General features: G+C 51.2%; 23 protein-coding genes. 11 read left to right on the top strand and 12 right to left on the bottom strand.

Annotation, left to right across the window (positions count from 1 at the left end; all coding sequences use genetic code 11):
• Positions 1 to 103 precede the first annotated feature (103 nt).
• Positions 104 to 712, top strand: a complete 609-nt coding sequence (locus H144_RS0124830; RefSeq protein WP_019944817.1) for a restriction endonuclease subunit S domain-containing protein — start codon at positions 104 to 106, stop codon at positions 710 to 712.
• Entirely contained in the window at positions 672 to 1,733 is a 1,062-nt protein-coding gene (locus tag H144_RS0124825; protein ID WP_063826421.1) for a hypothetical protein, read from the top strand. Before H144_RS0124830 ends, H144_RS0124825 begins: the two co-directional genes overlap by 41 nt.
• A gap of 8 nt (positions 1,734 to 1,741) precedes the next feature.
• On the opposite strand, the gene bshC is transcribed toward H144_RS0124825, so the two are convergent.
• The 7 genes from bshC to H144_RS0124790 all read right to left on the bottom strand — a co-directional run bounded on the left by bshC (position 1,742) and on the right by H144_RS0124790 (position 12,226).
• On the bottom strand, positions 1,742 to 3,292 hold the full coding sequence (bshC, locus tag H144_RS0124820) for a bacillithiol biosynthesis cysteine-adding enzyme BshC (protein WP_019944815.1): 1,551 nt from the start codon (positions 3,290 to 3,292) through the stop codon (positions 1,742 to 1,744).
• A 247-nt stretch (positions 3,293 to 3,539) separates the two neighbouring features.
• Positions 3,540 to 5,354 (bottom strand): acyl-CoA dehydrogenase FadE, encoded by a 1,815-nt coding sequence (locus H144_RS0124815; RefSeq protein ID WP_019944814.1) that lies wholly within the window; start codon positions 5,352 to 5,354, stop codon positions 3,540 to 3,542.
• Between the two features lie 180 nt (positions 5,355 to 5,534).
• Positions 5,535 to 8,426: a putative Ig domain-containing protein gene (locus H144_RS0124810; RefSeq protein ID WP_019944813.1), complete on the bottom strand. Its 2,892-nt coding sequence runs from the start codon at positions 8,424 to 8,426 to the stop codon at positions 5,535 to 5,537.
• Position 8,427: 1 nt separating this feature from the next.
• Entirely contained in the window at positions 8,428 to 9,543 is a 1,116-nt protein-coding gene (locus H144_RS0124805) for a glycosyltransferase (RefSeq protein ID WP_019944812.1), read from the bottom strand.
• Positions 9,540 to 10,547: a glycosyltransferase family 2 protein gene (locus H144_RS0124800; protein ID WP_019944811.1), complete on the bottom strand. Its 1,008-nt coding sequence runs from the start codon at positions 10,545 to 10,547 to the stop codon at positions 9,540 to 9,542. Before H144_RS0124800 ends, H144_RS0124805 begins: the two co-directional genes overlap by 4 nt.
• A gap of 107 nt (positions 10,548 to 10,654) precedes the next feature.
• Positions 10,655 to 11,833, bottom strand: coding sequence for an acetyl-CoA C-acyltransferase (locus tag H144_RS0124795; protein ID WP_026350975.1), 1,179 nt, complete (start codon positions 11,831 to 11,833; stop codon positions 10,655 to 10,657).
• A 159-nt stretch (positions 11,834 to 11,992) separates the two neighbouring features.
• Positions 11,993 to 12,226, bottom strand: coding sequence for a PspC domain-containing protein (locus tag H144_RS0124790; RefSeq protein ID WP_019944809.1), 234 nt, complete (start codon positions 12,224 to 12,226; stop codon positions 11,993 to 11,995).
• Positions 12,227 to 12,510: 284 nt separating this feature from the next.
• On the opposite strand from H144_RS0124790, the gene secA reads away from it, so the two are divergent.
• Positions 12,511 to 15,855 (top strand): preprotein translocase subunit SecA, encoded by a 3,345-nt coding sequence (gene secA / locus H144_RS0124785; RefSeq protein ID WP_019944808.1) that lies wholly within the window; start codon positions 12,511 to 12,513, stop codon positions 15,853 to 15,855.
• A gap of 287 nt (positions 15,856 to 16,142) precedes the next feature.
• Positions 16,143 to 16,802, top strand: a complete 660-nt coding sequence (locus tag H144_RS0124780) for a phosphatidylserine decarboxylase family protein (protein ID WP_019944807.1) — start codon at positions 16,143 to 16,145, stop codon at positions 16,800 to 16,802.
• Here H144_RS0124780 and H144_RS0124775 read toward each other — a convergent pair.
• Complete coding sequence (locus tag H144_RS0124775; protein ID WP_019944806.1) at positions 16,794 to 17,411, bottom strand: rhomboid family intramembrane serine protease; 618 nt, start codon at positions 17,409 to 17,411, stop codon at positions 16,794 to 16,796. The two genes, H144_RS0124780 and H144_RS0124775, sit on opposite strands and share 9 nt — an antisense overlap.
• A gap of 24 nt (positions 17,412 to 17,435) precedes the next feature.
• The gene (locus H144_RS0124770) at positions 17,436 to 18,407 is read right to left on the bottom strand and encodes a polyprenyl synthetase family protein (RefSeq protein ID WP_026350974.1); all 972 of its coding nucleotides are present in this window, start codon (positions 18,405 to 18,407) and stop codon (positions 17,436 to 17,438) included.
• A 153-nt stretch (positions 18,408 to 18,560) separates the two neighbouring features.
• Here H144_RS0124770 and H144_RS0124765 point away from each other — a divergent pair, with 153 nt between their 5' ends.
• On the top strand, positions 18,561 to 19,391 hold the full coding sequence (locus H144_RS0124765) for an aminotransferase class IV (RefSeq protein WP_019944804.1): 831 nt from the start codon (positions 18,561 to 18,563) through the stop codon (positions 19,389 to 19,391).
• A gap of 66 nt (positions 19,392 to 19,457) precedes the next feature.
• Here the strand turns inward: H144_RS0124765 and H144_RS0124760 are convergent, their stop codons facing one another.
• The 3 genes from H144_RS0124760 to H144_RS0124750 form a co-directional block, all read right to left on the bottom strand.
• Positions 19,458 to 20,312, bottom strand: coding sequence for a hypothetical protein (locus tag H144_RS0124760; protein WP_026350973.1), 855 nt, complete (start codon positions 20,310 to 20,312; stop codon positions 19,458 to 19,460).
• Between the two features lie 142 nt (positions 20,313 to 20,454).
• A complete protein-coding gene (thiL, locus tag H144_RS0124755) occupies positions 20,455 to 21,477 on the bottom strand; it encodes a thiamine-phosphate kinase (protein WP_019944801.1) in 1,023 nt (340 codons plus the stop codon).
• An 81-nt stretch (positions 21,478 to 21,558) separates the two neighbouring features.
• Positions 21,559 to 22,014, bottom strand: coding sequence for a hypothetical protein (locus tag H144_RS0124750; protein ID WP_026350972.1), 456 nt, complete (start codon positions 22,012 to 22,014; stop codon positions 21,559 to 21,561).
• Positions 22,015 to 22,153: 139 nt separating this feature from the next.
• Here H144_RS0124750 and H144_RS0124745 point away from each other — a divergent pair, with 139 nt between their 5' ends.
• From H144_RS0124745 to folK, 6 genes are all read left to right on the top strand, one after another.
• Positions 22,154 to 22,390 carry a cytochrome b5 domain-containing protein gene (locus H144_RS0124745; protein ID WP_015813015.1) on the top strand — a complete coding sequence of 79 codons (237 nt, stop codon included), beginning with the start codon at positions 22,154 to 22,156 and terminating at the stop codon, positions 22,388 to 22,390.
• A gap of 29 nt (positions 22,391 to 22,419) precedes the next feature.
• A complete protein-coding gene (locus tag H144_RS0124740) occupies positions 22,420 to 23,292 on the top strand; it encodes an N-acetylglucosamine kinase-like protein (protein ID WP_019944799.1) in 873 nt (290 codons plus the stop codon).
• Between the two features lie 105 nt (positions 23,293 to 23,397).
• Positions 23,398 to 24,648, top strand: coding sequence for a sensor histidine kinase (locus H144_RS0124735; RefSeq protein ID WP_019944798.1), 1,251 nt, complete (start codon positions 23,398 to 23,400; stop codon positions 24,646 to 24,648).
• On the top strand, positions 24,648 to 25,334 hold the full coding sequence (locus H144_RS0124730; RefSeq protein ID WP_019944797.1) for a response regulator transcription factor: 687 nt from the start codon (positions 24,648 to 24,650) through the stop codon (positions 25,332 to 25,334). Before H144_RS0124735 ends, H144_RS0124730 begins: the two co-directional genes overlap by 1 nt.
• A gap of 92 nt (positions 25,335 to 25,426) precedes the next feature.
• Complete coding sequence (rpmB, locus tag H144_RS0124725) at positions 25,427 to 25,666, top strand: 50S ribosomal protein L28 (protein ID WP_019944796.1); 240 nt, start codon at positions 25,427 to 25,429, stop codon at positions 25,664 to 25,666.
• Between the two features lie 87 nt (positions 25,667 to 25,753).
• Entirely contained in the window at positions 25,754 to 26,245 is a 492-nt protein-coding gene (gene folK, locus H144_RS0124720) for a 2-amino-4-hydroxy-6-hydroxymethyldihydropteridine diphosphokinase (RefSeq protein ID WP_019944795.1), read from the top strand.
• The last annotated feature ends 134 nt before the right edge of the window (positions 26,246 to 26,379 follow it).

Here is a 26,379-nt window from a genome sequence, read left to right as displayed (position 1 = left end):
AAATGACAAAAAACAACAAGTAAGCACCAGGAGTAAAAAGATATTGACCTTAAACTATTACGGATTTGAGACTATTATTTACACTTGACAAGTTAATTAATCTATGAAAAATTCTTCTGATAAAAAGGATCGATTGGAGCGGTTTGTGCGAGATAACAGGGATGGATTTGATACTTTCTTACCGCAGGATTCTTTATGGAGCCAGATTGAGAGCCAACTACATAACGAGATTCCGTTAGTACCCGAGAGCTCGAAAAAAAAAATCAGGCGTCTGAGTAACCCCTATTTCGACTGGCGTATCGCCGCGGGGGTGTTCCTGGCGCTCGGGATCGGGTTTCTGGCTTACCTCAATAACGAATATGGCATCACCCGTGATCCGCGCGTAGCCCTGAAGGTACCCGCATATGCCCGCGAATTCAATCAATACAATGTTGCAATAGACCAAAAAAGGGAGGAGATCATCAAACTGGCCCGGAACAACCCGGAGCTTTACAAAGATTTCTCCGCTGATTTGGAAAGTCTGGAAGGCAGCTATAAAAACCTGCGCTCCAACTTGTCGAACGCCCCTAACCAGGAAGCACTGCTTGAAGCAATGGTTCAGAATCTGCAATTACAGGTGGATTTGCTGAACCAACAACTGGAAATTTTGCAACGTATCAACAAAGTGAAAAATGACAACGATAAAGAAAATAGCGACGCTCCTGTTATTTAGTGTGATCGCACTGCCCCAGGTAGCCAGCGCAGCCCTCAATCCCGACGAATCCGAACAAAACGGACTGGTAGAGAAGCGAAGGAACATTGTGAAGATATTTGACGTCAAAAAGAGCGACGCGCTTGAAGTAGACAACCAGTTTGGCCTGGTAAAAGTGAATCTCTGGGCTAAGGAAGAGATCAAGATCGAAATCGTGGTGACGGCCAATGCACCGTCCGACAGCCGCGCCGCGGAATACCTCAGTTCGGTGAATATCGACGAAAAACGCGTTAAAAACGTCATCAGCCTTACTACACGCATCGATCGCAACCAGTTTGGCAACAATGGCTGGAACAAAAGCAAGGGCGACAAGAACTTCATCCAGATCGATTACACGGTCTATATGCCCAAAGAAAACTCGCTGACCGTGCGCAACAAATTCGGCAATACCGACATTCCTTCTTTCTATGCGCCGCTCACCGTCGACTCCAAACACGGCAATTTCGTGGCTACCCTGCTAGAAAACCCCGATAATGTGATCGACGTGCAGTTCGGTAGTGCCCGAATCGGTAAAATGGACGGCGGAAAGCTCGATTGCCAGTATGCCAATGTGAAACTCGACCAGGCTAAAAAAGTGTGGCTGAGCAACAAATTCGGCGAACTAATGATCGGTGATGTCGTGAACCTGGATGCCGCAATCGACTACTCAGGCGCGAAAATCGGGAAGATCAGCGGCACGGGTAAGATCAAGCTCAATTATTCAGGTAATTTCAAAATCGAAGAACTGACGCATTCGGCGCAGAATGTGGATATTCAGGCTTCCTATTCGTCCGTAGTACTGCCGGCCGAGGCCAACCAGTTCAATGTCAGCGTGACGTATGGCAAGTTCAGTTACCCGACAGAAAATGTCAATTTCTCCATGCAGCCCGATAAGGACGGTCGGCCCGACAAAATGAAGCATTATCAAGGCAAGATCGGCTCCGGCGGCGGCACGAAGATCACGGTGACGTCGGTATTTGGCGATGTACGATTGAAGGAATAATCCCTCCCCTACTCTTCCAGCAGCACATTATACCTGAAATCCAGCGGATCAAAGGCATTGTAAAGCTTCTGGATGAATTGTGGATCGTTGATGTAGAAATTCAGCAAGTTATCATACCGTTCCTGGGCGATTCCGTTCGGGAACAGTTTGTTTTTAAGGGTGAGCAATTGCTCTATCTCCGATTCGTGATTCCGCTCTTCGGCCCGGATAATGCGCTTTTCGAGGTGTTTTAACGAATTCAGCAGGCGCGTCTGCTCCGCTTTCACGGCTCCGTGCATCGTTTGGTCCACTTCGGTCGCTTTGGCGAGGATCTGGTCAAAAATGGCATTGAATGCCTCTTTCTGCTCGTTGAGGTTGAGCTCGTGCTCGGTATTCCGCTCGATGAATGTCTTGCGCAATGCAACCTCGTCCAGGAACAGGTCTTTGTAATCGATTTTCAGCTTTTGCGCCTTTTTGCCCTGGTGCGCATTCATATATAATGCGAAGTTTCGCGGCATCAGCATTGGATAAGGCACGCCGAAATGGTCGAAAACACCTTTCAACTGCATCCAGTAAGGCACCTCTGACGGTCCTCCAATATACGCAAGGTTTGGCAAAATCACTTCTTCATACAATGGCCGCAGGATCACGTTGGGACTGAACCGTTCGGGATTGGTTTCCGCCAATGCAAGCAGCTCTGCCGTCGTAAATTCCAGTTCGGTATTCAGCACTTTGAACACCTCGCCCTCGCGCACGATACGTTCGCGCAGGTTGTCGTCGAGATAGAAGAAGTTGATTTCCCGCGCATGGAGCGGGGTATGGTAACCGAGCGCGTTCAGACGCGAGGTGGTTTCGGTTACGATTTTCTCCGAAATGGAGTCGGTGAGTTCCTCCCGGATGACGGGTAGGAAATGACGTTTCAGGTCGGCATTGTCGGCGTCGAGGCTAACCAGCCCGTACTTCCCGAAAAGTTCGTGCATATAACATCGCACGGCGTCGGCCAGCGTGTTGTTTTCGAGGTAAGCCTTGGCAAAAAGCAGCGGCTTATCGGGCAGTTGTTTCAAAATACCCGCCAATTCCTTGGGGTTCAGCTTTCCTACGGCCCCTTTGTGCTCGCCCGTCCATTTGTGCGTCTGCCCGAACAGGTGAAAAGTAGCGATTTCTTCAAAATCATGATCTTCGGTCGCCATCCAGTACACAGGTACGAAATCGTACTCGGGGTACTTCGCTTTCAATGCTTCGGACAGCTTGATGATCGTGACGATCTTATAGATAATATACAGCGGCCCTGTGAAAATGTTCAGCTGGTGGCCCGTTGTGACGGTGAATGTATTTTCCTGCAATAAAACCGAAAAATCGGGGAGGTAAGGAAGGCCGCGGTATTGCTTTGTGAGCACATCTACCAGCGTTTTCCGTTTTTCCGGGTCGAATCCTTTTTTGTTCAAAATAGCCTTCTCCGCATTCTCCAACGTGGGGAAGATGCTGTAAAAGTCTTCCAGCGTCGGTTTCTGATCCAGGTAATCGAGCAGTAATGCGGGAAACTGGCCTGTGGTACGCAGATCCACGGAATGCAAGGTCATGAAAGGTGGTTTTTCAGTAACTAGTAGAGAATCCAACGTATTATTTTTGCTATTTGAATCAAAAAGAAACCTACTACCTAACGAGAAAGGCGCCGATTTTGGTTTCCCAAATTTGCGCAATTTGGCCGATAATCGAAAACCTTTTACCAGGAAACAAAAAAGCCGCACCTGAGGCAGGATACGGCTTTCAACGTACATTTTGGTTTTCAGTTGTAGCAGGTTATTCACCTGAGATATTTATAATTTCTTAAAAGACGTAGTCGCTTTTCGCGATCAGCTCGTCGGCGATGCGGCGGCGGGCGTCTTTCAGGTTCGCAGGCTCTATTTTGGTAAACCGTTTCAGGCCCATCAGCATCACACGCAGCTCGTCGCTCTCGGCAAAACTGGTTATGGCTGATCTTCCGGCATTGTTCACTTTTTCAACGGCGCGGTGCAGGTAAATGAGCGCCATGTCCTTCTGCCATGCATTGGCCCCTTCGCCCTGTATCCCGATCCGCTTCTCTACACGCAATAACACCGATTCGGCCACATAAATTTCAATCACCATATCGGCCAGGTTCATGATAATCTCCTGTTCGTCAGACAATTTCATCATAAACTTCTGCACTGCTGCGCCGGCGATCATCAATGCAGCCTTTTTCAGGTTTTTGATCACCTTTTTCTCGGCGGCGAAAAGGATTTCGTCCTCCTCCATACTGAAATCGGGAATCGACAGAATTTCCTTGCCTACCGCCGTTGCCGGGCCCATGAGATCCAGCTGGCCTTTCAGCGCGCGTTTGAGGATCATATCCACCACCAGCAGGCGGTTTATTTCATTGGTCCCTTCAAAAATCCGGTTAATCCGGCTATCGCGATAGGCGCGATCCATGGGTGCATCGGCCGAGAAACCCATCCCTCCATACACCTGCACACCTTCGTCCACCACAAAATCCAGCACTTCCGAGCCGTGCACTTTCATGATCGCGCACTCAATCGCAAATTCCTCCAGCGCCTTCAATTTCGCTTCCGCGTCGCTCATACCCTTCTCCTTGAAGGCCTGGATTAAATCATCTATATTTTGTCCCACGCGGTACGCCGCCGATTCCGTCGCAAACATCTGCACCGCCATTTCGGCCAGTTTGTGCTTGATAGCGCCGAAATTCGCGATCGCCGTACCGAACTGCCTGCGTTCGTTCGCATATTGGATCGCCTGGGAAGCCACCCGCTTCGCGCCGCCCAATGCAGCCGCAGCGAGCTTAATGCGACCGATATTGAGGATATTCACGGCGATTTTAAATCCGTTGCCTCGCTCCGAAAGCATATTTTCGACCGGTACCTGGCAATCGTTGAAAAACAGCTGCCGCGTATCCGATCCTTTGATACCCATTTTGTGCTCGGGCTCGTTCATGGTAATGCCTCCAAACGACTTTTCGATGATAAATGCCGTCAGGTTCTTGTCAACCTGACCATTCTCCTCGATTTTGGCAAAAACAATGAACACATCGGCAAAACCGCCGTTTGTGATCCACATTTTCTGGCCGTTGATCACATAATGCTTTCCGTCGGCACTCAATACCGCTTTCGTTTTGCCGGAATTGGCGTCCGAACCGGAATCCGGTTCCGTCAGACAGTACGCCGCTTTCCACTCGCCAGAGGCCAGTTTAGGCAGGTACTGAGTTTTTTGCGCCTCATTCCCATAATACAAAATGGGTAACGTGCCAATGCCGGTATGCGCGGAAAGTGCCACCGAGAACGAGTTGCCTGCACCCGTTGCCTCCGCTACCAGCATGGAGGTGTTGAAATTCATGCCGAAACCGCCGAATTCCTCCGGTACCGCCGTGCCTAGCAGCCCGAGCTCACCTGCTTTGTCCATTAACCCCGAAATCAGTGCAGGACTTTTCGCCTGGTCGATCTCATCGAGCCGAGGCCATACTTCCTTCGCCAGGAAATCGCGACAGGTGTCGGCGATCATCCGCTGCTCTTCATTGAATTCTTCCGGAATAAAAATCTGGCTGGCAGAGGTTTCCTTGATCAGGAACTCACCTCCTTTGATGGATGTCTGGTTTTCTGCGGCAACGGACATAGCTGAATGCGGGTTTTGTCAGGAACGTGGAGTATGCTTGCATACCATTTCTGGTGATTGCAAATATAAATCATAAAGATTATTATGCAAGCATACTATTGTCAAAATAAATAAAACGCACCTCCTGAAAAGTCGCGCTTACCGGCTACTGATTCAGGAGGTGCATTGCTATAATCGGGACTATTTCTTGAAAATTTTGAATTGCTTTAAAAGCTCACCATTGTTCTCGACCCGTATGAAGTAAATACCGGATGATAACCCGAGCGCGTCGAGGTCCAGATTAGCGAGCTCGTCGGAAACGCTCACCATGCCGCCCGGAATCGGGTAGCGCTTGCCGGCCACATTGATGATTTCCCAAGACAAATTGTCGCCGGGCTGGTATTCTGGCAGTTTGATATTGATAATGCTCTCCACGGGATTCGGATAGAACGCCCATTCGGCCATGTCCTCCGTGATATTCACCTTATTTTCACCCGCCGAAATACCAAATTCAATCGAGTTCGTCACAACGGCCGAATCTTCCTTGAATGCCGTCACCGTTAGCGTGTACCGGCCCACATACGGCGCGAAACCGGAGGCGTTTTCATATAACGCGTATGGGAAAATGGCCGTCGTCGCTTTGCGGCGGTAAGGGCCATTGAGATCGAACGACACCTTGTCGTATTCGAAGTTTCCGTAGGCGTACATGTTCAGCAATGGCGGCAGTGAATCGTACGGGATCACATCGTCGCCCGACAGCTTGCGGATCACACGCTGGTCTACCTTGCTGCCCGCCTGCACGAGCTCGAAGCGGATTTCCGGTATTTGCACGAGCAATACCAGCGGAATTTCCACATAGGCTCCCGCGTTGTCGTACGCGCGGATGATCAGTCGGTATTCGCCTTCTTCGGTAGGTGTTCCTGAAAACACATTCAAGGCAAAATTGAGCCAGGAAGGCCGGTTTTGCACGGTAATCGAAGAAATGTAGCCGTCCGGATCGCCGAAAATGTTTGCCGGCAGAATGTAATTGAACGGCATATTGATCTGCGCATATTTAACCGGCAGCGTCGTCGTCGCGAATGGCGGCGCATTGAGGAACTGCGGTTCTACCACTTTCACCGTGAAGTAGGTTTCCACAAATGCATTCAGATCGTCGTAGGCTTTGAGGATAATGCGGTAATCGCCGAGTTTCGCAGGCGTTCCGCTCAGCACTCCGTTTGAAAATGTAAGCCACGAGGGCAGTTCGGACGCCTCTACCCTGGTAATCTGCCCGTCGGGGTCGGTAAATGCCGTTTTCGGGATGGTAATGGTAAATGGCTTGTCCACGGCCACCATCTGGTTAGAGAAGTTCGCGTCCACGGTCGGTGGCTTATTCGCATTTTCGCGCGTATCGACACGGATCGTGAAAAACGCTTCCGCAACGCCGCCTTCATCATCGATACCCTTCACCGAAATGCGGGAATCGCCCAGGGCGGTAGGCCGGCCGCGCAAAACGCCGTTTTCATAACGCAGCCAGGCGGGTAATGCGCCCACTTCCACGCGCACGATCCTGCCATCAACATCCGAAAATGTGTCTATCGGCAGCCGGTATTCGAAATCCTTGTTCACAGGAATAATCTGCATCGGCACCGGCCGGAACACGTACGGCGGATAATTGGAAGCATCCTCCCAGTAACTCGGGTACAAAATATCTTCGATCAGGCGAACGCGCACCGGTTTGGGGTGGGCCGGATCGGCATAAGCGCGGCGAGCCCATTCGTCGTAGATAACCCCTTGTGCACCACCTTTTTCCGTAGCCGCCGACAGCCGGAAGGAAACTGAATCGGCATACACGATCGGCTTCATCGGGCTGTTCAGCCACGTCACCACACCCTGCCGCAAAAATCCTTCCGCCCGTGCCATCTGTTCTTTTTGAGAGATCACCACGGCCACCACATTCGCGCCGTGTTCGAAGTTTTCGTTGATCTGCTTCATGTGGGCATTATTGTCCAGGTATGAGCTCACAAACAGCTCATTAGCCGTGATAAAACCCGGAGGCGCGTTACTTTTCAGGATATCCACCGACCACCGGTGATCATGCACGGCGGGATTGTCGTTGATCTTGATACCGTCGGTTTTTTCATTCAGATTCACAAAACCCAGCGTTCCCCGTGTGGCAGACTGGCCGTCGAACACCGAGCCGTAGTCGGATACGTATTTAATGGTAGGATCGATGCCTTTGATGGCGGTTACCATTTGCTCGGTAAACCTTTTAAGCATCATATGCCGGTAAATGTACCAGTCCTTGCCATAACGCTGGCGGAAGGAAAGATTGGGCTCCCAGGCGGTAGCGGGCGGATTAGCCTCGTCGAACGACTTGAAAGTCATCCCCCACAGGAAATTGATCCGCTCGATTTTTTTATATTTCTCTTTTACAAAATCCTTAAAACCCTTCACCATCGACGGCGAGTAGTCGTAAACCGCCGCATTTTCCCGGCCATTTTCAATCAGGCCTCCCGCGTACTCGCCTTCCTGCGTCCCCGTGCAGGTAACGGACACATACAGGAGCTTTTTCTGCGTTTGCAGAGATTTGTAGCGGTTCATTACTTCCTTCACAAAAGCAACGCCTTTGTCGAGAATAGGCTGATTATCAAACCCGAAAAATGTATCCTGGTAACCGCTCAGCAAGGGTTTGTTGGAATGGCTGAACTGGCTGTCGGACGGCTCCCAGAAGCCCTTGATGCGCGTGCTGTGCCGGCCCAGGTGAATGCGGAGCGCCACTTTCATGCCCAGGTCCGTCGCGATCTTGATCTGCTGATCGTACTTGGCCCACTGCGGGGTTTCGGTGGGCGAACTGAAATAAACCTTGTCCCAGGGGATGGTGATGTAAACTGCATTGAGCCCGAACTGGCTGGCCGAGCGGATCAGGTCCGGCTCCGGGCCGATATCGTCGGGATCGGTGAGGTTCAAGAGCATCAGCGCCATGTAGCGCTGCGTATCAATTTCCGTCGTTCTTTGCGGGCTTTGCCCTACTGCCCGCCCCGCCGTGAAGAAAACGGCGGATACAAGCGCAATGCGGGTCAAAAACTTGAATACGTACGTAGAATTGAGCATACTAGCGTGTTTTGTCAATTAATTCAATCCATTCATTATATCCGTTCTCGACATTGAACCGGCTGGCAACCTGCACACTAACGGCACTGTCCGTGCTGGTTTCGCCGCTCATCACCGACCGCATGGCAGAAACCAGCTGCCTGACGCTCAGATCGTCGGTAACAACGCCCATTCCATCTTTGACAAATTCTGAAACGCCTCCCGAGGGGAAAGCGACGATGGGTTTACCCAGCAGCGCAGCTTCTATCATCACCAGCGGAAAAGGGTCCTGCCGGGATGTGAGCAGAAAACCGTTTCCCATATTAAGGTAACTATAATAATCTTCTTTTTGCTTGCCTGCGAGGTGAATTTTGGTCGCCGACCTGTTTTTGGCGCATCGTTGCTCGGTATAATACACCAATCCATCGTCGATCGTTGCACCGACCCACACCAAATGTGCCCGCGGGTCATTGAGCTCGTCGGCAATGTCGGGCAGCATGTCGAACCCCTTGCGCTCGGAGGTCATTCCCGACAATATCCATACGAATGCATCGGCCGGAATGCCTAGTTTCTGCCGGAGTTCGGCAGACCGTGCGTCATCTTTTTTGACCAATGAGGGGTCTATAAATGAATAAAGCAGCCCCACATTTTTTCCACCGGCGTCTTTGATCGCATCACAGGTAGTTTGCGAGCAGCCGATCAGCAGCTCGGAATAATCCACAATACTTTGAAAATCCGGGGCGCTCAGGTATGCGTACGTGAGCGGCATCTCGTGAAAATGGGTGATGACCTTAATACCGAATTCCTTCGCCACGACGATCGTCTCGGGGATCATCGTCGTATTCACATACCAGAAATCCGCATTGAAACTTTTCGCGAGCTTGCGCAATGCGCGGAGCGTGGGGTTAATGCCCAGGTGGAATGAAACTTTTTCGAGGATATTGAACTTACGCGGGGCAATGTGGACGGGAATATCGGCGGGAAACTCGGCCAGCAGCTCCCCGTTCGCAAAACTGACGATACCGACGTCAAAACGGGAGCGGTCTATTTTTTTCAAAATGTACAACAGCATCATTTCAGATCCTGTCCGTGTGGCATAGGGCGTAAAAAAGAGGATTCTTTTTTTGGATTGATTCATGCAGAGGCAGTTAAAAGGTCGATGTTCTCCTGAGGCTTGATTTTGTAAAGCCCCTGGCGGAGGAACAGCGTTTTCCAGAAATATTTTAACAGAACGCGCGTCTTCCTTACATATATATGTTGTGTGCGAAGTTCCGAGAACGGATTACCGTTTTTTCTCAGGTTAAAAAGCATTTTCCAGCCATACACCACCGGTACCATGAAAATGTAATGCAGGATCAGCAAAATGTATTGAAAAATGCCGTACTGCTTCCGTACCCACAGAAAATTCGAAACCTGCATCTGGGTGCTGAACCGGTTGATCCACGAAATATGCGTCCGTCGGAACGGGTTGTTGTTTTCCAAATGGATAAAAGTGCAATCCTGAAAATAGCACAGCTTGCCGAGCTTTCCCAACCGGCCCGACCATTCCACGTCTTCGCCGTACATGAAAAAGTCCTTGCTGAAACCGCCTGTTTTTTCAAAACCCTCCCTGCGGATAAACATAAATGCGCCCACGAGCCAGTCGTGCTGGTCGGGATCGGTGTAGGCCGGTTCGGGATAAAGTTTGTGGACGATCTTATCTACCAGGCCGCTCGGCGGGAGGATGAAGAAGGTCCGGCGGAATTCGTTGAAGCTGCGGTAAAACGGCATCGGCGAACCGTCCGGATAATATTGTAATGCACCGCAAGCTATCACATCGGTCCGTTGGTTCATCCGCCCGAAGCAGCGGCCGATCACATTGTCGGTCAGCAGGGTATCCGCATTGAGCAGCAGGAGATATTTGCCCGTCGCGATTTCCATGCCACGGTTGTTGGCAATGCCGAAACCCGCATTGTATTCCATATCGATCCACCGCACGTCGGGATGGGCCGCCCTCACCAAAGCGCCGCCGCCATTTTCAGGGTCGTTGTCGACAACAATCACCTCGTAACTTACCCCGGACGTAAACCGATTGATAGAATCTAAACAATTGATAATGAGCTGAGGCGTCCTGTAATTGATGATAACAATGGATACATCCATGAAAAAAAGGCGTGCATGTTGAAAGGGCAAAAATAGAAAATCTCCCCGGAAGATGAGTAACACTTCCGGGGAGACCTTGAAAATCACTTCGAATGTTAGCCTGCGGCCTAATTGAGGCGCTCGTAGATGCCCGCCACGCCCTGGCCGCCGCCCACACAGGCAGTTACCATGCCGTATTTCTGGTCACGGCGCTTCATTTCGTTGAAAAGCTGCACCGAAAGCCTCGCGCCCGTGGAGCCTAATGCATGTCCCAAAGCGATCGCGCCGCCGTTCGGGTTCACGATGGCGGGATCGATACCGAGCTCCTGGATCACCGCCAGCGACTGTGCGGCAAATGCCTCATTGAGCTCCACCTGCTGGATATCATTCAGTTTCAAACCGGCCTGCTTCAATGCGAGCGGCACCGCGGCTACCGGGCCGATGCCCATAATGCGCGGATCCACACCCGCCGTCGCGTACGAGAGCATGCGCGCGATGGGTTTCAGGCCCAGCTCGTTCACCAATTTTTCCGACATCACCAGCACAAAAGCGGCACCGTCCGAAGTTTGGGAAGAGTTCCCGGCCGTTACCGACCCGCCTGCCGCGAAAACGGGTTTCAGTTTGTTCAATGCTTCGAGCGTCGTGTCGGCGCGGGGGCCTTCATCCTGGCTGATGACCGTTTCCTTCGTTTTTTTCTTGCCCGAAACCTGGTCGAAATAGGTTTCCTTCACCGTTACCGGCACAATGCCGTCGGCGAACCAGCCTTCTTTCTGCGCACGCAACGCTTTCTGATGTGATTGGAATGAAAATTCATCCTGCGCCTCGCGACTGATACTAAAATCTTTCGCTACCTGCTCCGCGGTGAGGCCCATGCTCAGGTAATAGTCGGGATTGGTATGTGCTATTTCGTAGTTCAATGCGGTTTTCCAGCCCATCGTCGGCACGAGCGACATCGATTCGGTGCCGCCGGCGATAATGCATTCGGCCATTCCGGCATGGATTTTAGCCGAAGCCATCGCGATCGCCTCCACACCGGATCCGCAATAGCGGTTGATGGTGATCCCAGAAACGTTTTTCGGCAACGAAAGCAATGCCACATAACGGCCCATCTGCATTCCCTGCTCGGCTTCCGGCACGGCATTGCCCACGATCACATCGTCCACACGGGTTGGGTCGAGCTGCGGGGTTTGTTCCAGCAGATGTTTGATCACCGTCGCGCCCAGATCGTCGGGACGTGTAAACCGGAACCCGCCTCTCGGCGCCTTACCCACCGCGGTGCGATAACCCGCAACAATGTATGCGTTCATATTGAATGTGGTTTTGATCGATTTAAGCAGGCATTTCACATTTAGTATGCCTGCATACCATTGGTAAAAATAGGTATTAATCCTAAAACAACAAACCGCCGGAGTTTGTTTTCCGGCGGTTTGCAACTACGAAGTCTTTGCTGATGGAGTTTTTAAAATCTAGGAAGGGATGTGCCCAGGTTCCAGCTCTTTGGGTCGTTTTGCGCTATCGGGCATGACGATCCAGAGGATGATGTAAAACAAAATGACCGGGAAAGTAACCGGGATGAATACGGCGAGTACGAACAATACGCGGACGATCGTCACGTCGATTTCGAAATAGTCGGCCAATCCTGAGGCAACGCCGCCGATCATTTTGTTGCTGGTGTTACGGAACAATCTATTGTGGTTCATGGCTAAATCTGTTTATGTCGTTTGGATGATTCAAAGGTACTATGCATTACCCAGTAGTGGTTGTATTTCTGTACGGACGGTGCCCAGCCGGTAGCACGGGTGATTTTTAATGATAATAAAACATTAGATATGCATTAGGATTATGCCAGTTGTTGCGTAATAGTATTGGCAATGAATTACCTTTGGGCTGCGAAATAGGAGTTTTGCTGACAATGTGACACGCGTTTTTGTGCAGGCTCAATATTTTTCAAGGATAAAACCGGTTAAAAAACATACAACACATCATGTTTAAAATATTTTCCAAGCTGTTTGGCACGAAATCAGAGCGGGACCTTAAAGAATTGACCCCGTACGTTGATAAAGTCAATGCCGAATATGCACTCCTGGCCTCCCTTTCGAATGACGAGCTGCGCGCACAATCCGCGAACCTGAAAGAACATATTGCCGATTCTCTCAAATCTGTCGACGAGCAGATCGGTGCATTAAAGCAGCAGGCGGCCGATGAACCGAATGTGGACAGCAAGGAAGCGATCTTCAAGAAAATCGACGCGCTCGAACTGGAAAGAAATAAAGAACTGGAAAAGGTGTTGCTCGACATTCTTCCGAAAGCATTCGCGATCGTGAAGGATACGGCGCGCCGTTTTACAGAAAACGATAAACTGGAAGTAACCGCAAATCCGTTCGACCGTGAAATCTCTACGAAAAAGTCGAATGTGACCATTAGCGGAGATAAGGCGTTTTGGAATACGACCTGGGACGTGATCGGCCAGCCTATCAAGTGGAACATGGTCCATTACGACGTGCAGCTGATCGGTGGTGTGGTGTTGCACCAGGGTAAAATCTCCGAAATGGCAACGGGTGAAGGTAAAACCCTCGTGGCTACCCTGCCTTCCTTCCTGAATGCATTGGCCGGACAAGGCGTCCACATCGTGACCGTGAACGACTATCTCGCAAAACGTGACGCCGAGTGGAATGCACCGCTTTTCGAATTCCACGGACTGAGCGTCGACTGTATCGACCGCCACCAGCCGAATACCATTGCACGACGCAATGCCTACAAAGCAGACCTTACTTACGGTACCAACAACGAATTCGGTTTCGATTACCTGCGTGACAATATGTCACGGACGCCGGAAGAGCTTGTGCAGCGCAAGCACCATTTCGCGATGGTCGATGAGGTTGACTCCGTGTTGATCGACGACGCGCGTACGCCATTGATCATCAGCGGTCCGGTACCACGCGGCGACGAGCAGGAGTTTTTGGAACTGAAACCGCGCGTTTCGAGGATCGTTGAAGCTCAAAAACGCCTCGCCATGGAATTCCTGAACGACGCGAAAAAGAAAATCCAGGCCGGCGACAAAAAAGAAGGCGGTTTGGCATTGTTCCGCGCTCACCGCGGTATGCCGAAATACAAGCCATTGATCAAATACCTCAGCGAGGGCGGCGTGAAAGCCATTATGCAGGAATCGGAGTCTATTTACCTGGCTGAAAACCAGAAACTGATGCCGCAAGCCGACGCTCCGCTTTACTTCACGATCGACGAGCGCCATAACAGCATCGAACTCACCGAAAAGGGGATCGACTTCCTCACCGGCGAATCGGAAGAAACCAACTTCTTCATCCTTCCGGATATTGCCGTTGACCTCGATGCGATCGAAAAAGACCCGTCGCTCAACGAGCACGACCGCGTGATCGCGAAAGAAGCACTGATCCGCGATTACTCCGTGAAAACAGCCCGTATCCACACGGTTAACCAGCTTTTGAAAGCATTTACATTGTTTGAAAAAGACGTGGAATACGTGATCATGGACGGAAAGGTGAAGATTGTCGACGAGCAGACCGGCCGTATCATGGAAGGCCGCCGTTATTCCGACGGCTTGCACCAGGCGATTGAAGCGAAAGAAAGCGTGCGCGTGGAAGACGCAACGCAGACCTACGCCACCGTTACCCTGCAAAACTACTTCCGTATGTACCACAAGCTGGCCGGTATGACCGGTACCGCGGAAACGGAAGCGGGCGAGTTCTGGGAAATCTACAAACTCGACGTCGTTACGATCCCTACCAACCGCGGAATTGTCCGTAAAGACCAGGAAGATAAAGTATACCGCTCGGTTCGCGAGAAATACAATGCGGTAACCGATGAAATCGTGGAACTCGTGGAAGCAGGCCGCCCGGTGCTCGTGGGTACGACTTCGGTTGAAAACTCCGAGATCATCAGCCGGATGCTCACGCTCCGCAAGATCCCCCACCAGGTATTGAACGCGAAGCAACACCAGCGTGAAGCGGAAGTGGTTGCGGAAGCAGGTAAACCAGGCACTGTAACGATCGCGACCAACATGGCCGGTCGTGGTACCGACATTAAGCTAACCCCTGAGGCGAAAGCGTCGGGCGGTCTGGCCATCATTGGTACGGAACGCCACGAAAGCCGTCGCGTCGACCGCCAGCTGCGTGGTCGTTCGGGACGCCAGGGTGACCCGGGTTCGTCCCAATTCTTCGTTTCCCTCGAAGATAACCTTATGCGCCTCTTCGGTTCCGACCGGATGGCGAAGGTAATGGACCGTATGGGCCTCGAAGAAGGCGAAGTGATCCAGAGCAGCATGATTACGAAATCGATCGAGCGTGCGCAGAAGAAAGTGGAAGAGAACAACTTCGGTATGCGGAAACGCCTGCTCGAATACGACGACGTAATGAACTATCAGCGCGACGCGATCTACACACGCCGCCGCAATGCATTGTTCGGGGATCGTCTGGCGGTGGATATTGCCAACACGTTGTTCGATGTGTGCGACGAAATCGCGACGACCGCGGGAAGCTACGCCGAGCTCGAACTGGCAGCCATTACCACATTGGGAATGGAAGTGCCTTTCACCGAGAACGAATACATTGCATTGAAACCATCCGACCGCTCGCAGAAGCTGTATGACGCGGCCGAAAAACAATACCAGGACAAAAACGACGCGATCTCCGGCAAAGCATTGCCGGTACTCCGCTCGATCCACGCAGACCGCGGCCCGATGATTTCCGAGATCATGATCCCGTTCACCGACGGTATCCGTCAGGCTGGCGTGGTGGTAGGCCTCGAAAAAGCCATTCAAAGCGAAGGCAAGGACATTACCCGCGAAATGGAGAAGGCGATCGTACTTTCGCTCATCGACCAGGAATGGAAAGAGCATTTGCGTGAAATGGACGATCTGAAACAATCCGTTCAGAATGCGGTATTCGAGCAGAAAGATCCGTTGCTGATCTACAAATTCGAATCGGTGGAGCTGTTCAAACGCTTCCTGAGCAAAGTGAATTTTGATATGATCTCCTTCCTCATGAAGGCCGACATTCCGCAGGAAGAAGCTGCGCCGCCGACCGCCGTGCCACAGCAGGTGCGACGCCCGGAGCCTGCGCCCGAGCTGCATACCAACCGCGAGGAAGATTACGACGTCGATACCGACACGTTCCATTCACAGGAGCCGGCTACCAAAGCGCAGCCGGTGCGGACGATCAAGATCGCAGACCGTAACCAGAAAGTTTCGGTTCAGTACCGCGACGGCCGCATTGTCCGTGATGTGAAATTCAAGAAAGTGGAACACGAGGTCAAGAACGGCGACTGCGTCGTGGTTGACGTGCATGAAGAATAGCCGCAAGGCTGTCAGGTGCGGCCATTTTTAGTCAGGTATTGTCATTAGCAGTCATTTATAGAAGATAGGAAAAGAGTGAATCTTTCTCCAAACTGTAATGACCATCACTAACAACACCTGACCACTCCTGACAATACCCGACCACGCTTGACAATACCTGGCCATACTTGCCTAGAAACGTCACTGAAAAGCCCCAGCGCTGCCGCCGGGGCTTTTTCGTTGCCGGAAAAATCAGGATTTATACGATATTTGCAGTCGGAGACGATCATTAACAAAAATAAACCTGCATGAAACTGCATAAAGAAGGATATACTATCATGGCTATAACGGCCATTATACTGATCATTATCAACTTAGGGATCAACTATCTCCTTCCCGACGGCTACTGGATTCCGCGCCTGACGCTGATCGCGAGCATTGTCGTTTTCTTCCTTGTCGTGCAGTTTTTCCGTGTCCCCAGCCGCGTTGTCCGCAAAAGCGATACCGAAATCGTGGCGCCCTGCGATGGCAAGGTAGTCGTGATCGAGGAAGTGGTGGAAACGGAGTACTTCAAAGGACCCCGCCGTCAGATCAGCATTTTCATGTCGCCATTGAACGTGCATGTCAACTGGAACCCGATCAGCGGCGTGATCCAGTATTTCAAATATCATCCGGGCTTGTACCTCGTGGCATGGCACCCGAAATCGAGTACTGAAAACGAGCGTACGACGGTGGTTATCCGTAATACGCAGGGTGTGGATGTGCTATTCCGCCAAATCGCGGGCGCAGCTGCGCGTCGTATACGCTGGTATGTGAAGGAGGGCGATAAAGTGGAGCAAAGCACCGAAATGGGCTTTATCAAATTCGGGTCCAGAGTCGATATCTTCATTCCCCTGGACGCCGAAGTCAATGTCAATCTGCAAGATAAGACGGTCGGCAGCGTGACTGTTCTGGCTAAATTAAAATAACCATCCCATTATCTGCTGGAAAAACGCCGGTACCGAACTCGGGTACACGACAGCCATAAACACCATTCCGAAAATGGCGCCGTACATATGCGCGCTGTGGTTCACATAGCTGGTCCCACGGCGTGCCTCATAGAACGAGTAGCCCAGAAACAGGATACCGAATATGAAACCCGGCATCCGGATGAAGAAGTATAGCGCGACTTCCATCAGCGGTGCGTACAATATCGCCGCAAAAAGAATGGCCGATACCCCGCCCGAAGCGCCCAGCGAGTTATAGTTCGAGTTGTTGCGGTGCTTCAAAAAAGTGGGAATATCAGAAACGATAATGCCCACGAGGTACAAAAACAAATAATAGAATGTGCCGCTCGGCCCGAACAGCATCGCAAATAGCCGCTCGATACTCTCGCCCACAAACCATAAGCTCAGCATATTGAAGATAAGGTGGCCGAAATCCGCGTGAATAAAGCCCGAGGTGATAAACCGGTAGTATTCGTTACGCTTGGTAACCCGGTAAGGGTTCAGGATCAGCTTGTCCATCAAACTGTAATTATTGAAGGCATAGTAGCTGATCCCCGAGGTGATGATCACTAAAATGAGGGTAATCGACATATAATGGGTTATTTGTTGATAAAATTACTTCTCCCGCGCTACGAGCTGCTCTACAAACTGCAAAAGCACTTCTTTCTGAACACTGTCCGTGCGTAGTTGCTGTAAACTAGCTATTCCGCGCGAGAAATATTCATTTATTTTATGTTCGGTAAATGCCCGTATTTCCAGCTTATCGTAGATTTCAGTCACTGCACGCACTTTTTCGGCGCTGTCGAATGTATCGAGACTTAGCCATTGGTCGAGCTCCGTCTTTAACTGGCCTTCTGCTTTCGATAATGCTTCGATGAGCAGGAATGTCTTTTTATTAGCGATGATATCGCCTCCTACCTGCTTGCCGAATTTCTCGGGATCTCCGAACACATCGAGCAGGTCGTCTTTGAGCTGGAAGCCGATGCCCATATTTTCACCTGCGGCGTACAGCAGCTTCACCGTTTCATCGTCCGCCCCGGCGATCATCCCGCCTAGTTCCAATGCAAAACCGAGCAGTACCGATGTTTTCAGGCGGATCATACCAATGTATTCTTCCTCCGTCACGTCCCAGCGCGTTTCGAAGTTCATATCCAGCTGCTGACCTTCGCACACTTCCGCGGCTGTCTGGTTGAAACGGTTCAAAACGGCACGCAATTGTTCTCTCTGAATATCCAGCAGCAGGTCGTAGGCACGGATCAGCATCACGTCGCCGGAAAGGATAGCCGTATTCGCATTCCATTTCTCGTGCACGGTAGGCATGCCCCTGCGCAGGGGTGCGCGGTCCATGATGTCGTCGTGCATGAGGGTGAAATTGTGGAAAACCTCTACCGCCATGGCCGGTTTGATCGCTTTTTCGAGGTCTGTATCAAAAATAGAGGCGGCAAGCAAAGTCAGCAGCGGCCGGAAGCGCTTCCCGCCCAGCGACATAATGTAGGTAATCGGTTCGTAAAGCTCCGCAGGAGCTTCTCCGTAAGAGTGCCGGTCAAATTCCGCCTGGATTTTTTCAAGTAATGTTGTGGGGTTAATCATGCGAAGCAGGATGTTGCAGGCCCATGGCTGGCCTGACGGGTTATGTGAGGTGCAAAGATAAAACCTAAAAATCGGCATTTACATCTACAAAAGGAGTATTTGCCCCGCCTTTATCAATAACTTTACCCCAATCAACAAATCCAGCTTTCCATGCCCTTTTACCAGTTTTTTAACGGCGAAATCGTCCCGCTCGACCAGCCGGTTTTCCAGACCAACGACCTCGGTATCCTGCGCGGCTACGGTCTGTTCGATTATTTCAGGACTTATAATGGCGTTCCTTTTCGCTGGAACGATTACTGGCAGCGTTTCGAGAATTCTGCCAGGCTATTGAAGCTGCCGTTGCCGGTGAATCAGGCGGAAGCGGAGAAAATCCTGGCCGATTTGCATGCTATGTCCGGCGAGGCGGATGTAGCATTCCGGTTTGTGCTCACAGGCGGTTATGCGCCCGACAGCGTGCATGTGGTGCAGCCCAACCTGCTCATCCGCACGGAAGCATTGCCGCAGGATAATCCGGCCGGTCGATTAAAAGGTATTAAAGTGCTGCCGTACGAATATGTCCGTGATTTACCTGAAATCAAGACCACCAATTATGTACATATGGTACTCATGGCCGACGAACTGAAACGCCAGAATGCCGCCGACCTGCTTTTTCACAAAGACGGCGAGGTAAGCGAGCTTACGCGCAGCAACCTGTTTGCATTTCATGGTGATAAACTCATCACGTCCGACCGCAATATCCTCAACGGCATTACCCGCCGCGTCGTGATCGGGCTGGCGAAGGCGGATTTCGACGTGGAGATCAGGCCCATTACTTATAAGGAAGTCATCACTGCCGACGAGGTGTTCACCACCAGCACTACCAAATGGGTAATGCCCGTCGTGCAGATCGGCGAGCAGCCTGTGGGTAATGGTGCCGCCGGCAAGCGCACTTTACAGCTGCAACACCAGTTCGAAGAGCTCGTCGCGCGCTGGGGGAAATAAAACAAAAAAGTGGCGATCTTTTAAAGAAAGCCACTTTTCAACTACACTATGGTAATAAGCACTTATTTAGTTAGGCGCATTCGGTGATTGAATATTGACGATCGGCCAGACACCCGGTTTAGGCACGCTCACGCCTTTCGTAGCACCTCTCCCAGCGCCGTCGGGGCCGAAGTAGTAGAGCGGCCAGCCTTTGTAGGTCAGCTGTTTTTTACCAAAAACATCGATTGTACTGAACAACGTCTTATCGACCGTCGACGGCAACGATTTCAGGTCGGCGGTGTAAATGGGCCAGGTAGCATCGTTCGAGAAATCCGACTTGGTGTAATTGTTCTTGTTGTTTTTGTCGTTGGCGAATGCGTACAAAGTGCGGCCTTTGCCATCCGTGAAGAACTGCGTGGCGCCGGTACCCTCGGTGTAATCCGATTTGTAGGATTTTCCGTCGTTACCCACCAGCTGCCCGCTGGCAATCATGATCGTGTAATCCGTTTTCGCTACAAACCATACGGTACCTACATTCTCTCCTTTCACATCTCCCGCAGCGGCATCGTCTTTGTAATAGTAAAGAGGCCAGCCTTTGTAGGTGGTTTGCGGCTTTCCGTCTGTGGTAATCGTACCGAAATCGGCTTTGTCAAGACCGGCATCCAGCTTGATGGCCGACAAATCACCTGCCGAGTAGATTGGCCAGGTGGTTAAGCAACCTCCTGAGCAAGCGGAAGCGCCGGATGCATCTCTTGAAAAATAATAAAGCGTTTTGCCGTCTTTGTCGGTCAGGATCTTGCCCAGTGTCGCATTGTCTTTCAATTGAACATCGTTGGCGGGTGTAGGCGTAGGATCGCTGTCGTCATCGTCCGAGCAGGACAGGCTGACGGCCATTAACAATCCCAATGCAACCAGCATTTTGGAAGTTGAAAAGATTTTCATCGGATTTAATTATGATTTGTTAGAGATGAATTGGATTCGTCTCGATTACGACCAAATCTTTCCGATGGTTGCGTGTATGGATCAAAACAAAAAAAGCATAACCGCGATGGTTATGCTTCGGATATTGCATTCTTAAAAATACCTACGCATTCCAGCCCTGCGCCGTGAGCGGCACCCGGCTGTCGCCTGTGGTTTGCAGCTCCACCGCGCCGCGCTGGTCGGTGATGTAGCCGATGAATGTGATCTTGGGATTGTCTTTGATCTGCTCGTAGGCCGACTGTGAAACGGTAAACAGCAGTTCATAGTCTTCACCCCCGTTCAACGCCGCCGTTGCCGGGCCGATATTAAGCTCCGATGCCGCCAGCATGGTCTGCCCATCTATCGGCAGGCGTTCTTCGAAAATCACGGCACCCACACCCGATTGCGCGCATATATGCAGGAGGTCGGAAGCCAGGCCGTCCGATACGTCGATCATCGCCGTGGGGGTCACGCCGGCTTCATCGAGTTCGTACACGACGTCCATCCGCGCTTCCGGGCGCAGCTGGCGCTGGATCACGTAATCCTTGCCATCCAGTTCTGGCTGCATATTCGGATTTGCCAGGAATACCTGTTTCTCCCTTTCGAGCAATTGCAACCCCAGGTAAGCGCCGCCGATATCGCCTGTAATACACAGCAGGTCGTTGGGCTTCGCAGTGTTACGATAGGCGATTTTGTCCTTCTTTACCTTTCCAAAAACGCTGATCGAAATGATAAGGCCCGAACGGGAAGACGTGGTATCACCGCCTACGAGATCTACATTGAAATCCTTGCACGCCAGTTGCATACCGGTGTAAAGTTCTTCCACCGCTTCCACGGAAAACCGGTTGCTCAATGCAATGCTCACCGTCACCTGCCGGGGAATGCCGTTCATCGCCGCGATGTCGGAAACACCGGCGGAAATGACCTTGTAGCCCAAATGCTTGAGCGGGAAAAAAGTCAAATCGAAATGGATGCCCTCGAGGAACATGTCGGTGGTCAGCAACCCGAACTCCTCGCCCATATCGATCACCGCCGCGTCGTCGCCGATGCCTCTTACGGTATCGGGAAGTGTCGTTTTAATGCTTTTATTTATTCTTTGAATCAGCCCGAATTCACCCAGGCTGCTGATTTCAGTTCTTGTTTCCATGCTGCAAAATTAGCTAAAAAAAGCGAAGCCATTCCCGCATTGGAAATGGCTTCGCTTTTGATATTGATGATCGACTTCCGCTTATGGGTTGGTCAATGTGTATTCATTAATCGTGCCGCCAGTTTTAGGGCTGGCCGTGAGGCGGGTGAGCACCACTTTGGCATCGTCGAGACCGCTGATCGTGAACTCGATTTTACCTCCCGTGCCGGTCGGCGGCGGGGTGAGGTTGGTCAATACCAGCTTGGTATCGCCTTCCAGGTCCCAGTTTCCGGTAAACGTTTTACCGTCCACATCGGTCAGGCTCACGGTTTTGGTACCGCCGCTGTTGGTCAGTGTCAAACGGAAACCCGAATAGGCGGCTTCGATATTGCCGGAGCCTCCGCGGGTATAAACTACCGTAGCGCCATGCTTCACAGATTCAGCCGTCCAGGCCTTTGCGATTCTCTCGGAGACCGGTGCAACTTTCTTTTTGCAGCCCGCGGCTAGCAGCCCCAGCATCATCATTGAGCACCAAAGAAGAGCGTAACTTTTTCTCATATTTTATTTTTCGTGAATCTCTTTTCAGAACGCCAAGTTCTTACTTTTTAGTCTTATAATCAAAATAATCATTGCAGATCGCTTCTTAATTTTCCAACGGAATACCCTTATCGCTAAATTGCGCGCTAAAACCAAACGAATGAAAGTATATACCAGGGCACAACTGGCGCTTCGGAACGGACAGGACAGGGAGGAAATCTGGTGTGCCTATAAAGGAATGATTTACGACGTGAGCGCTTCTCGGCTCTGGCGCAATGGCCATCATTATGAGCACTGGGCGGGCCAGGACCTCACCAAAGAGCTCGGCGACGCCCCCCATACCGAACGCGTTTTCGAGCGTTTCAATATCATCGGCAAGCTGCAACTGCCCGAATAACCCTTTCACATTACGCCGAAACATCCTTCATGGCTTCCCGATACATCCTCATCGCCGACAGCGGTTCCACCAAAACAGACTGGGCCTGCATCGACACGCAGCAAAGCGGCAATTATTTAACGGTCCAGTCGGCGGGCATTAACCCATTCTACCAGACCACCGAAGAGATCATCCCCGTGCTGCAAAGCCAGGTATTGCCCCACATCGGAGCCGATATCCGGGAAATACATTTCTACGGCGCAGGCTGTGCCGACGAGAAATCCAGCATGCCGGTTACCAATGCATTGAAGCATTGCTTCCCTTCCGCGTCGGTCGTGGAGGTGGCTTCGGACATGCTCGGGGCCGCGCGCGGGCTGTGCGGGCACGAGGCCGGGCTTGCGTGCATATTAGGCACGGGCGCGAACAATGCGTTCTTCGACGGTCGCCGCGTGACGCATTCCATCGGTTCGCTGGGTTTCTGGCTGGGTGACGAAGGGAGCGGGTCTTATTTGGGCAAAACATTGGTCGTACATTACCTGCAAAACGAGCTGCCGCAGGAACTGCACGCGCTTTTTATCCAGGATTATCCCGGCCTGGACCGCCTCACGGTGCTCGATCATGCCTATAAAAAGCCTTATCCTAACCGGTATTTCGCGTCGTTTTCCAAATTTATCGCAGCGCACCGGGCGCACGAATTCATGCAGGTACTTTTGAAAAATGCGTTCGGGGCATTTGTAAATAAATATGTGCTGAAACATGCGAACGCGGCCGACTATCCCGTGCATTTCACCGGCTCCATTGCCTATTATTACCAGGACATTCTCCGCGAAGTGGTAGAAAGCAACGGCCTGCGCACGGGCCGCATTTTAAAATCGCCCTTGGAAGGACTGATCGGCTACCACCTGGCGGATATTGAGATATAAAAAGTTAATGAAATGTTAAACACCGCCCCGCCGGTCATGTTACGGCTGGCACGGCTGTTTAATTGGATGAATGACCTTATATTTAATGGTCATTTCGAGTAAGTTATGTCAAGACGTACCATTCAATCCCTCACGGTTTTTTCGGCCCTGCTCATTATCGGCGTCGTTATCACGCAGATTTACTGGGTAAAACAGGCCCTGGACCTTCGGCACCGGCAGTTTAATCAGAATGCACATGTGGCCTTGCAGGACGTAGCCGGAAAGCTGGCGCATGTTTGCGGCGTCATGCAGACGACGAACCCCGTGGAGCAGCTTTCGCCCGAGTATTTCCTCGTTAACACCAATGCCACCACCCAGCCCGAAGTGCTGGAACATTTCATCAAGGACAGTTTCCAGAAACATAACCTGATCGCGGATTTCGAGATAGGTATTTACGATTGTACCACCAACCGCATCCGGTACGGCATGTCGCTGAGCACGAAGAACAACGACAAAGCGCCCACCAAGACCACCAATTGGATTAAAACCGAAAAATACCCCTACTACTTCGGCGTGCGCTTTCCACAGCAGGAAACCTATTTCGCCGGAAGCATCAGCGGGGCCATCTGGTCTTCGGGGCTGGTGCTCGTGGCGGTATCGTTCTTCGCTTATGCATTGTTTGTGATTTTAAGGCAGAAACAGCTTTCGGAGGTGCAGCGCGATTTTGTTAATAACATGACCCACGAGCTGCAAACGCCTATTTCTACCATCCGCATTGCGGCCGATGTGCTCAATTCCGACAATATCGTGACGCAGCCCACGCGCCATAAACGCTACGTACAGATTGTACAGGACGAAATCCTTCGCTTGCAGGGCCAGGTGGAAATGGTGCTCTCGATGGCCAAGGCTGAACGGAATGCATTGACCCTGCAAAAAGAAAGGCTCGACGCCCGGCAAATGATCGAAAGCATCCTATTACCTTATGAAAGTAAAGTAAGGTTTCAGGCCAACGCGGCGGATCACCTCATCGACGCCGACCCGTTCCATTTGCGCTGCCTGATCAGCAACCTCGTCGATAATGCATTGAAATACTCCGACGACGTGCCGGATGTGGTCGTGGAGACATACAATAAGGGCAAAAACCTCGTTATTGCAGTCAGAGACCAGGGCATCGGCATCGCGCCCGAGTACCAGAAGAAGGTTTTCAACCAGTTTTTCCGCATTCCGTACGGTGATGTGCACAATGTGAAAGGCTTCGGGATCGGGCTGAGTTATGTCAAACAGATCGTGCGTGCCCATCACTGGCACCTCGGCCTGGAAAGCGCCCTGGGCAAAGGCAGTACGTTCAAAATCACTATTCCGCAGAAACACGCTTGATGAAAAAGAGAATCCTGTACGTCGAAGACGACCCCAATCTTGCATTTGCCACCAAAGACAATCTCGAAGAATACGATTATGAAGTAGTGCACGCCACAGACGGCGCCGAAGCGCTCGATTTCTTTGGTAAGGAACACTTCGACATCTGCGTGCTCGACATTATGCTGCCGAAAATGGACGGTTTCACGTTAGCCGAAAAAATCCGCGCTTCCGACAGCCAGGTGCCCATTCTCTTCCTTTCCGCGCGCTCGATGCAGGAAGACAAGATCAAAGGCCTCAAACTGGGCGCGGACGACTATATTACCAAGCCATTCAGCATCGAAGAGCTCAAACTGCGCATCGACGTGTTTCTGCGCCGCAGCAAAGCTGATTCGATATTGGTGGTCAAACCGGGCAGCAAGCAGATAGGAAAATATGTATTCGATTTTCAAAAACTGACATTAACCCTCGACGGCAAATCGCAGAGCCTCACTTTCCGCGAAGCCGAGGTGCTCAAATTCATGGCCGAGCGCACCGAACAGGTGATCCGCCGCGACGAACTTTTGAAGGCCATATGGGGCGACGACGACTATTTTATGGGCCGAAGCCTCGATGTTTTCATTTCGCGGCTACGCAAATATCTCTCCGGCGACCCCGACATCCGCATCGACAATGTGCACGGTGTCGGGTTCAGAATGAGGTGGTAAAATGCAGTTTTCTGAAAATTTATTTTGTCGTTACTTGCTCAAAAAAAATTAATTACGCATCTTTGCACCCTCATTTGGAAAAATTGTAAGTCATGGCTAAGGTTTGTCAAATAACAGGTAAAAGAACTCGCGTCGGAAATAACGTTTCTCACGCTAACAATAAAACAAAACGTAAATTCTATCCGAATTTGCAAAAGAAACGTTTCTTCCTTCCTTCATCAGGAGAGTGGGTTACGTTGAAAGTAGCAGCTTCTGCTCTTCGTACCATCAACAAGAACGGTATCGAAGCAACTATACAAAAAGCATACGACAAAGGAACGCTTACGTTCTAAAAGGAATTTTACGAATTTATTGGAAAAGGACTTTCCTCCATCGGGAAGTCCTTTTTTTCGTGAATTGTATTCCAAACCTATTTCGTGATGGCAGCAACCGGCCAGGTCTTTCTGTTGTTAGGCTCTAATCTCGGAGATCGCCCGCAGGTACTCGCGGCCGCGCGGGAGGCCATTGCACAGCAGGCTGGCAGCATTACCGCGCAATCGGCCATTTACGAAACCGAGCCGTGGGGCATCACCGACCAGCCCGCATTCCTCAACCAGGTACTCGAAATCGCTACCTCCCTCCTGCCTGAGGATTTGCTCAGGATTATCCTCAACATCGAGCACGACCTCGGGCGCGTACGTTACGAGCGCTGGGGCGCACGGGTGATCGACATCGACATCCTTTATTTCAGTGCTACCGTCATGGACAGCGCTCGACTGACATTACCGCACCCTCGCATCCAGGACCGCCGTTTCGTACTGGCGCCGCTCGCCGAAATCGCGCCGGATTTTATTCACCCGCTTTTACAGAAAACCTCCGCCCAATTGCTGGAGCAATGCCCCGACACCTCCGAAGTATCAAAAATATCCTAAAATAGTACTATTGCCCCATTTGCGGTTTCACTTGACCCTTCCCGCCATTTATTCAGGTTTTTTACCAGTTCATCATTTTTTGCTGTCATTTTAGGCTGATTAACACGTGCTTTGTCCGCCTTTGTAACCATTGC

Origin of the sequence: Dyadobacter beijingensis DSM 21582 (assembly GCF_000382205.1) — a bacterium.
GTDB lineage: Bacteria > Bacteroidota > Bacteroidia > Cytophagales > Spirosomataceae > Dyadobacter > Dyadobacter beijingensis.
This window is presented reverse-complemented; position numbering and strand designations above follow the sequence as displayed.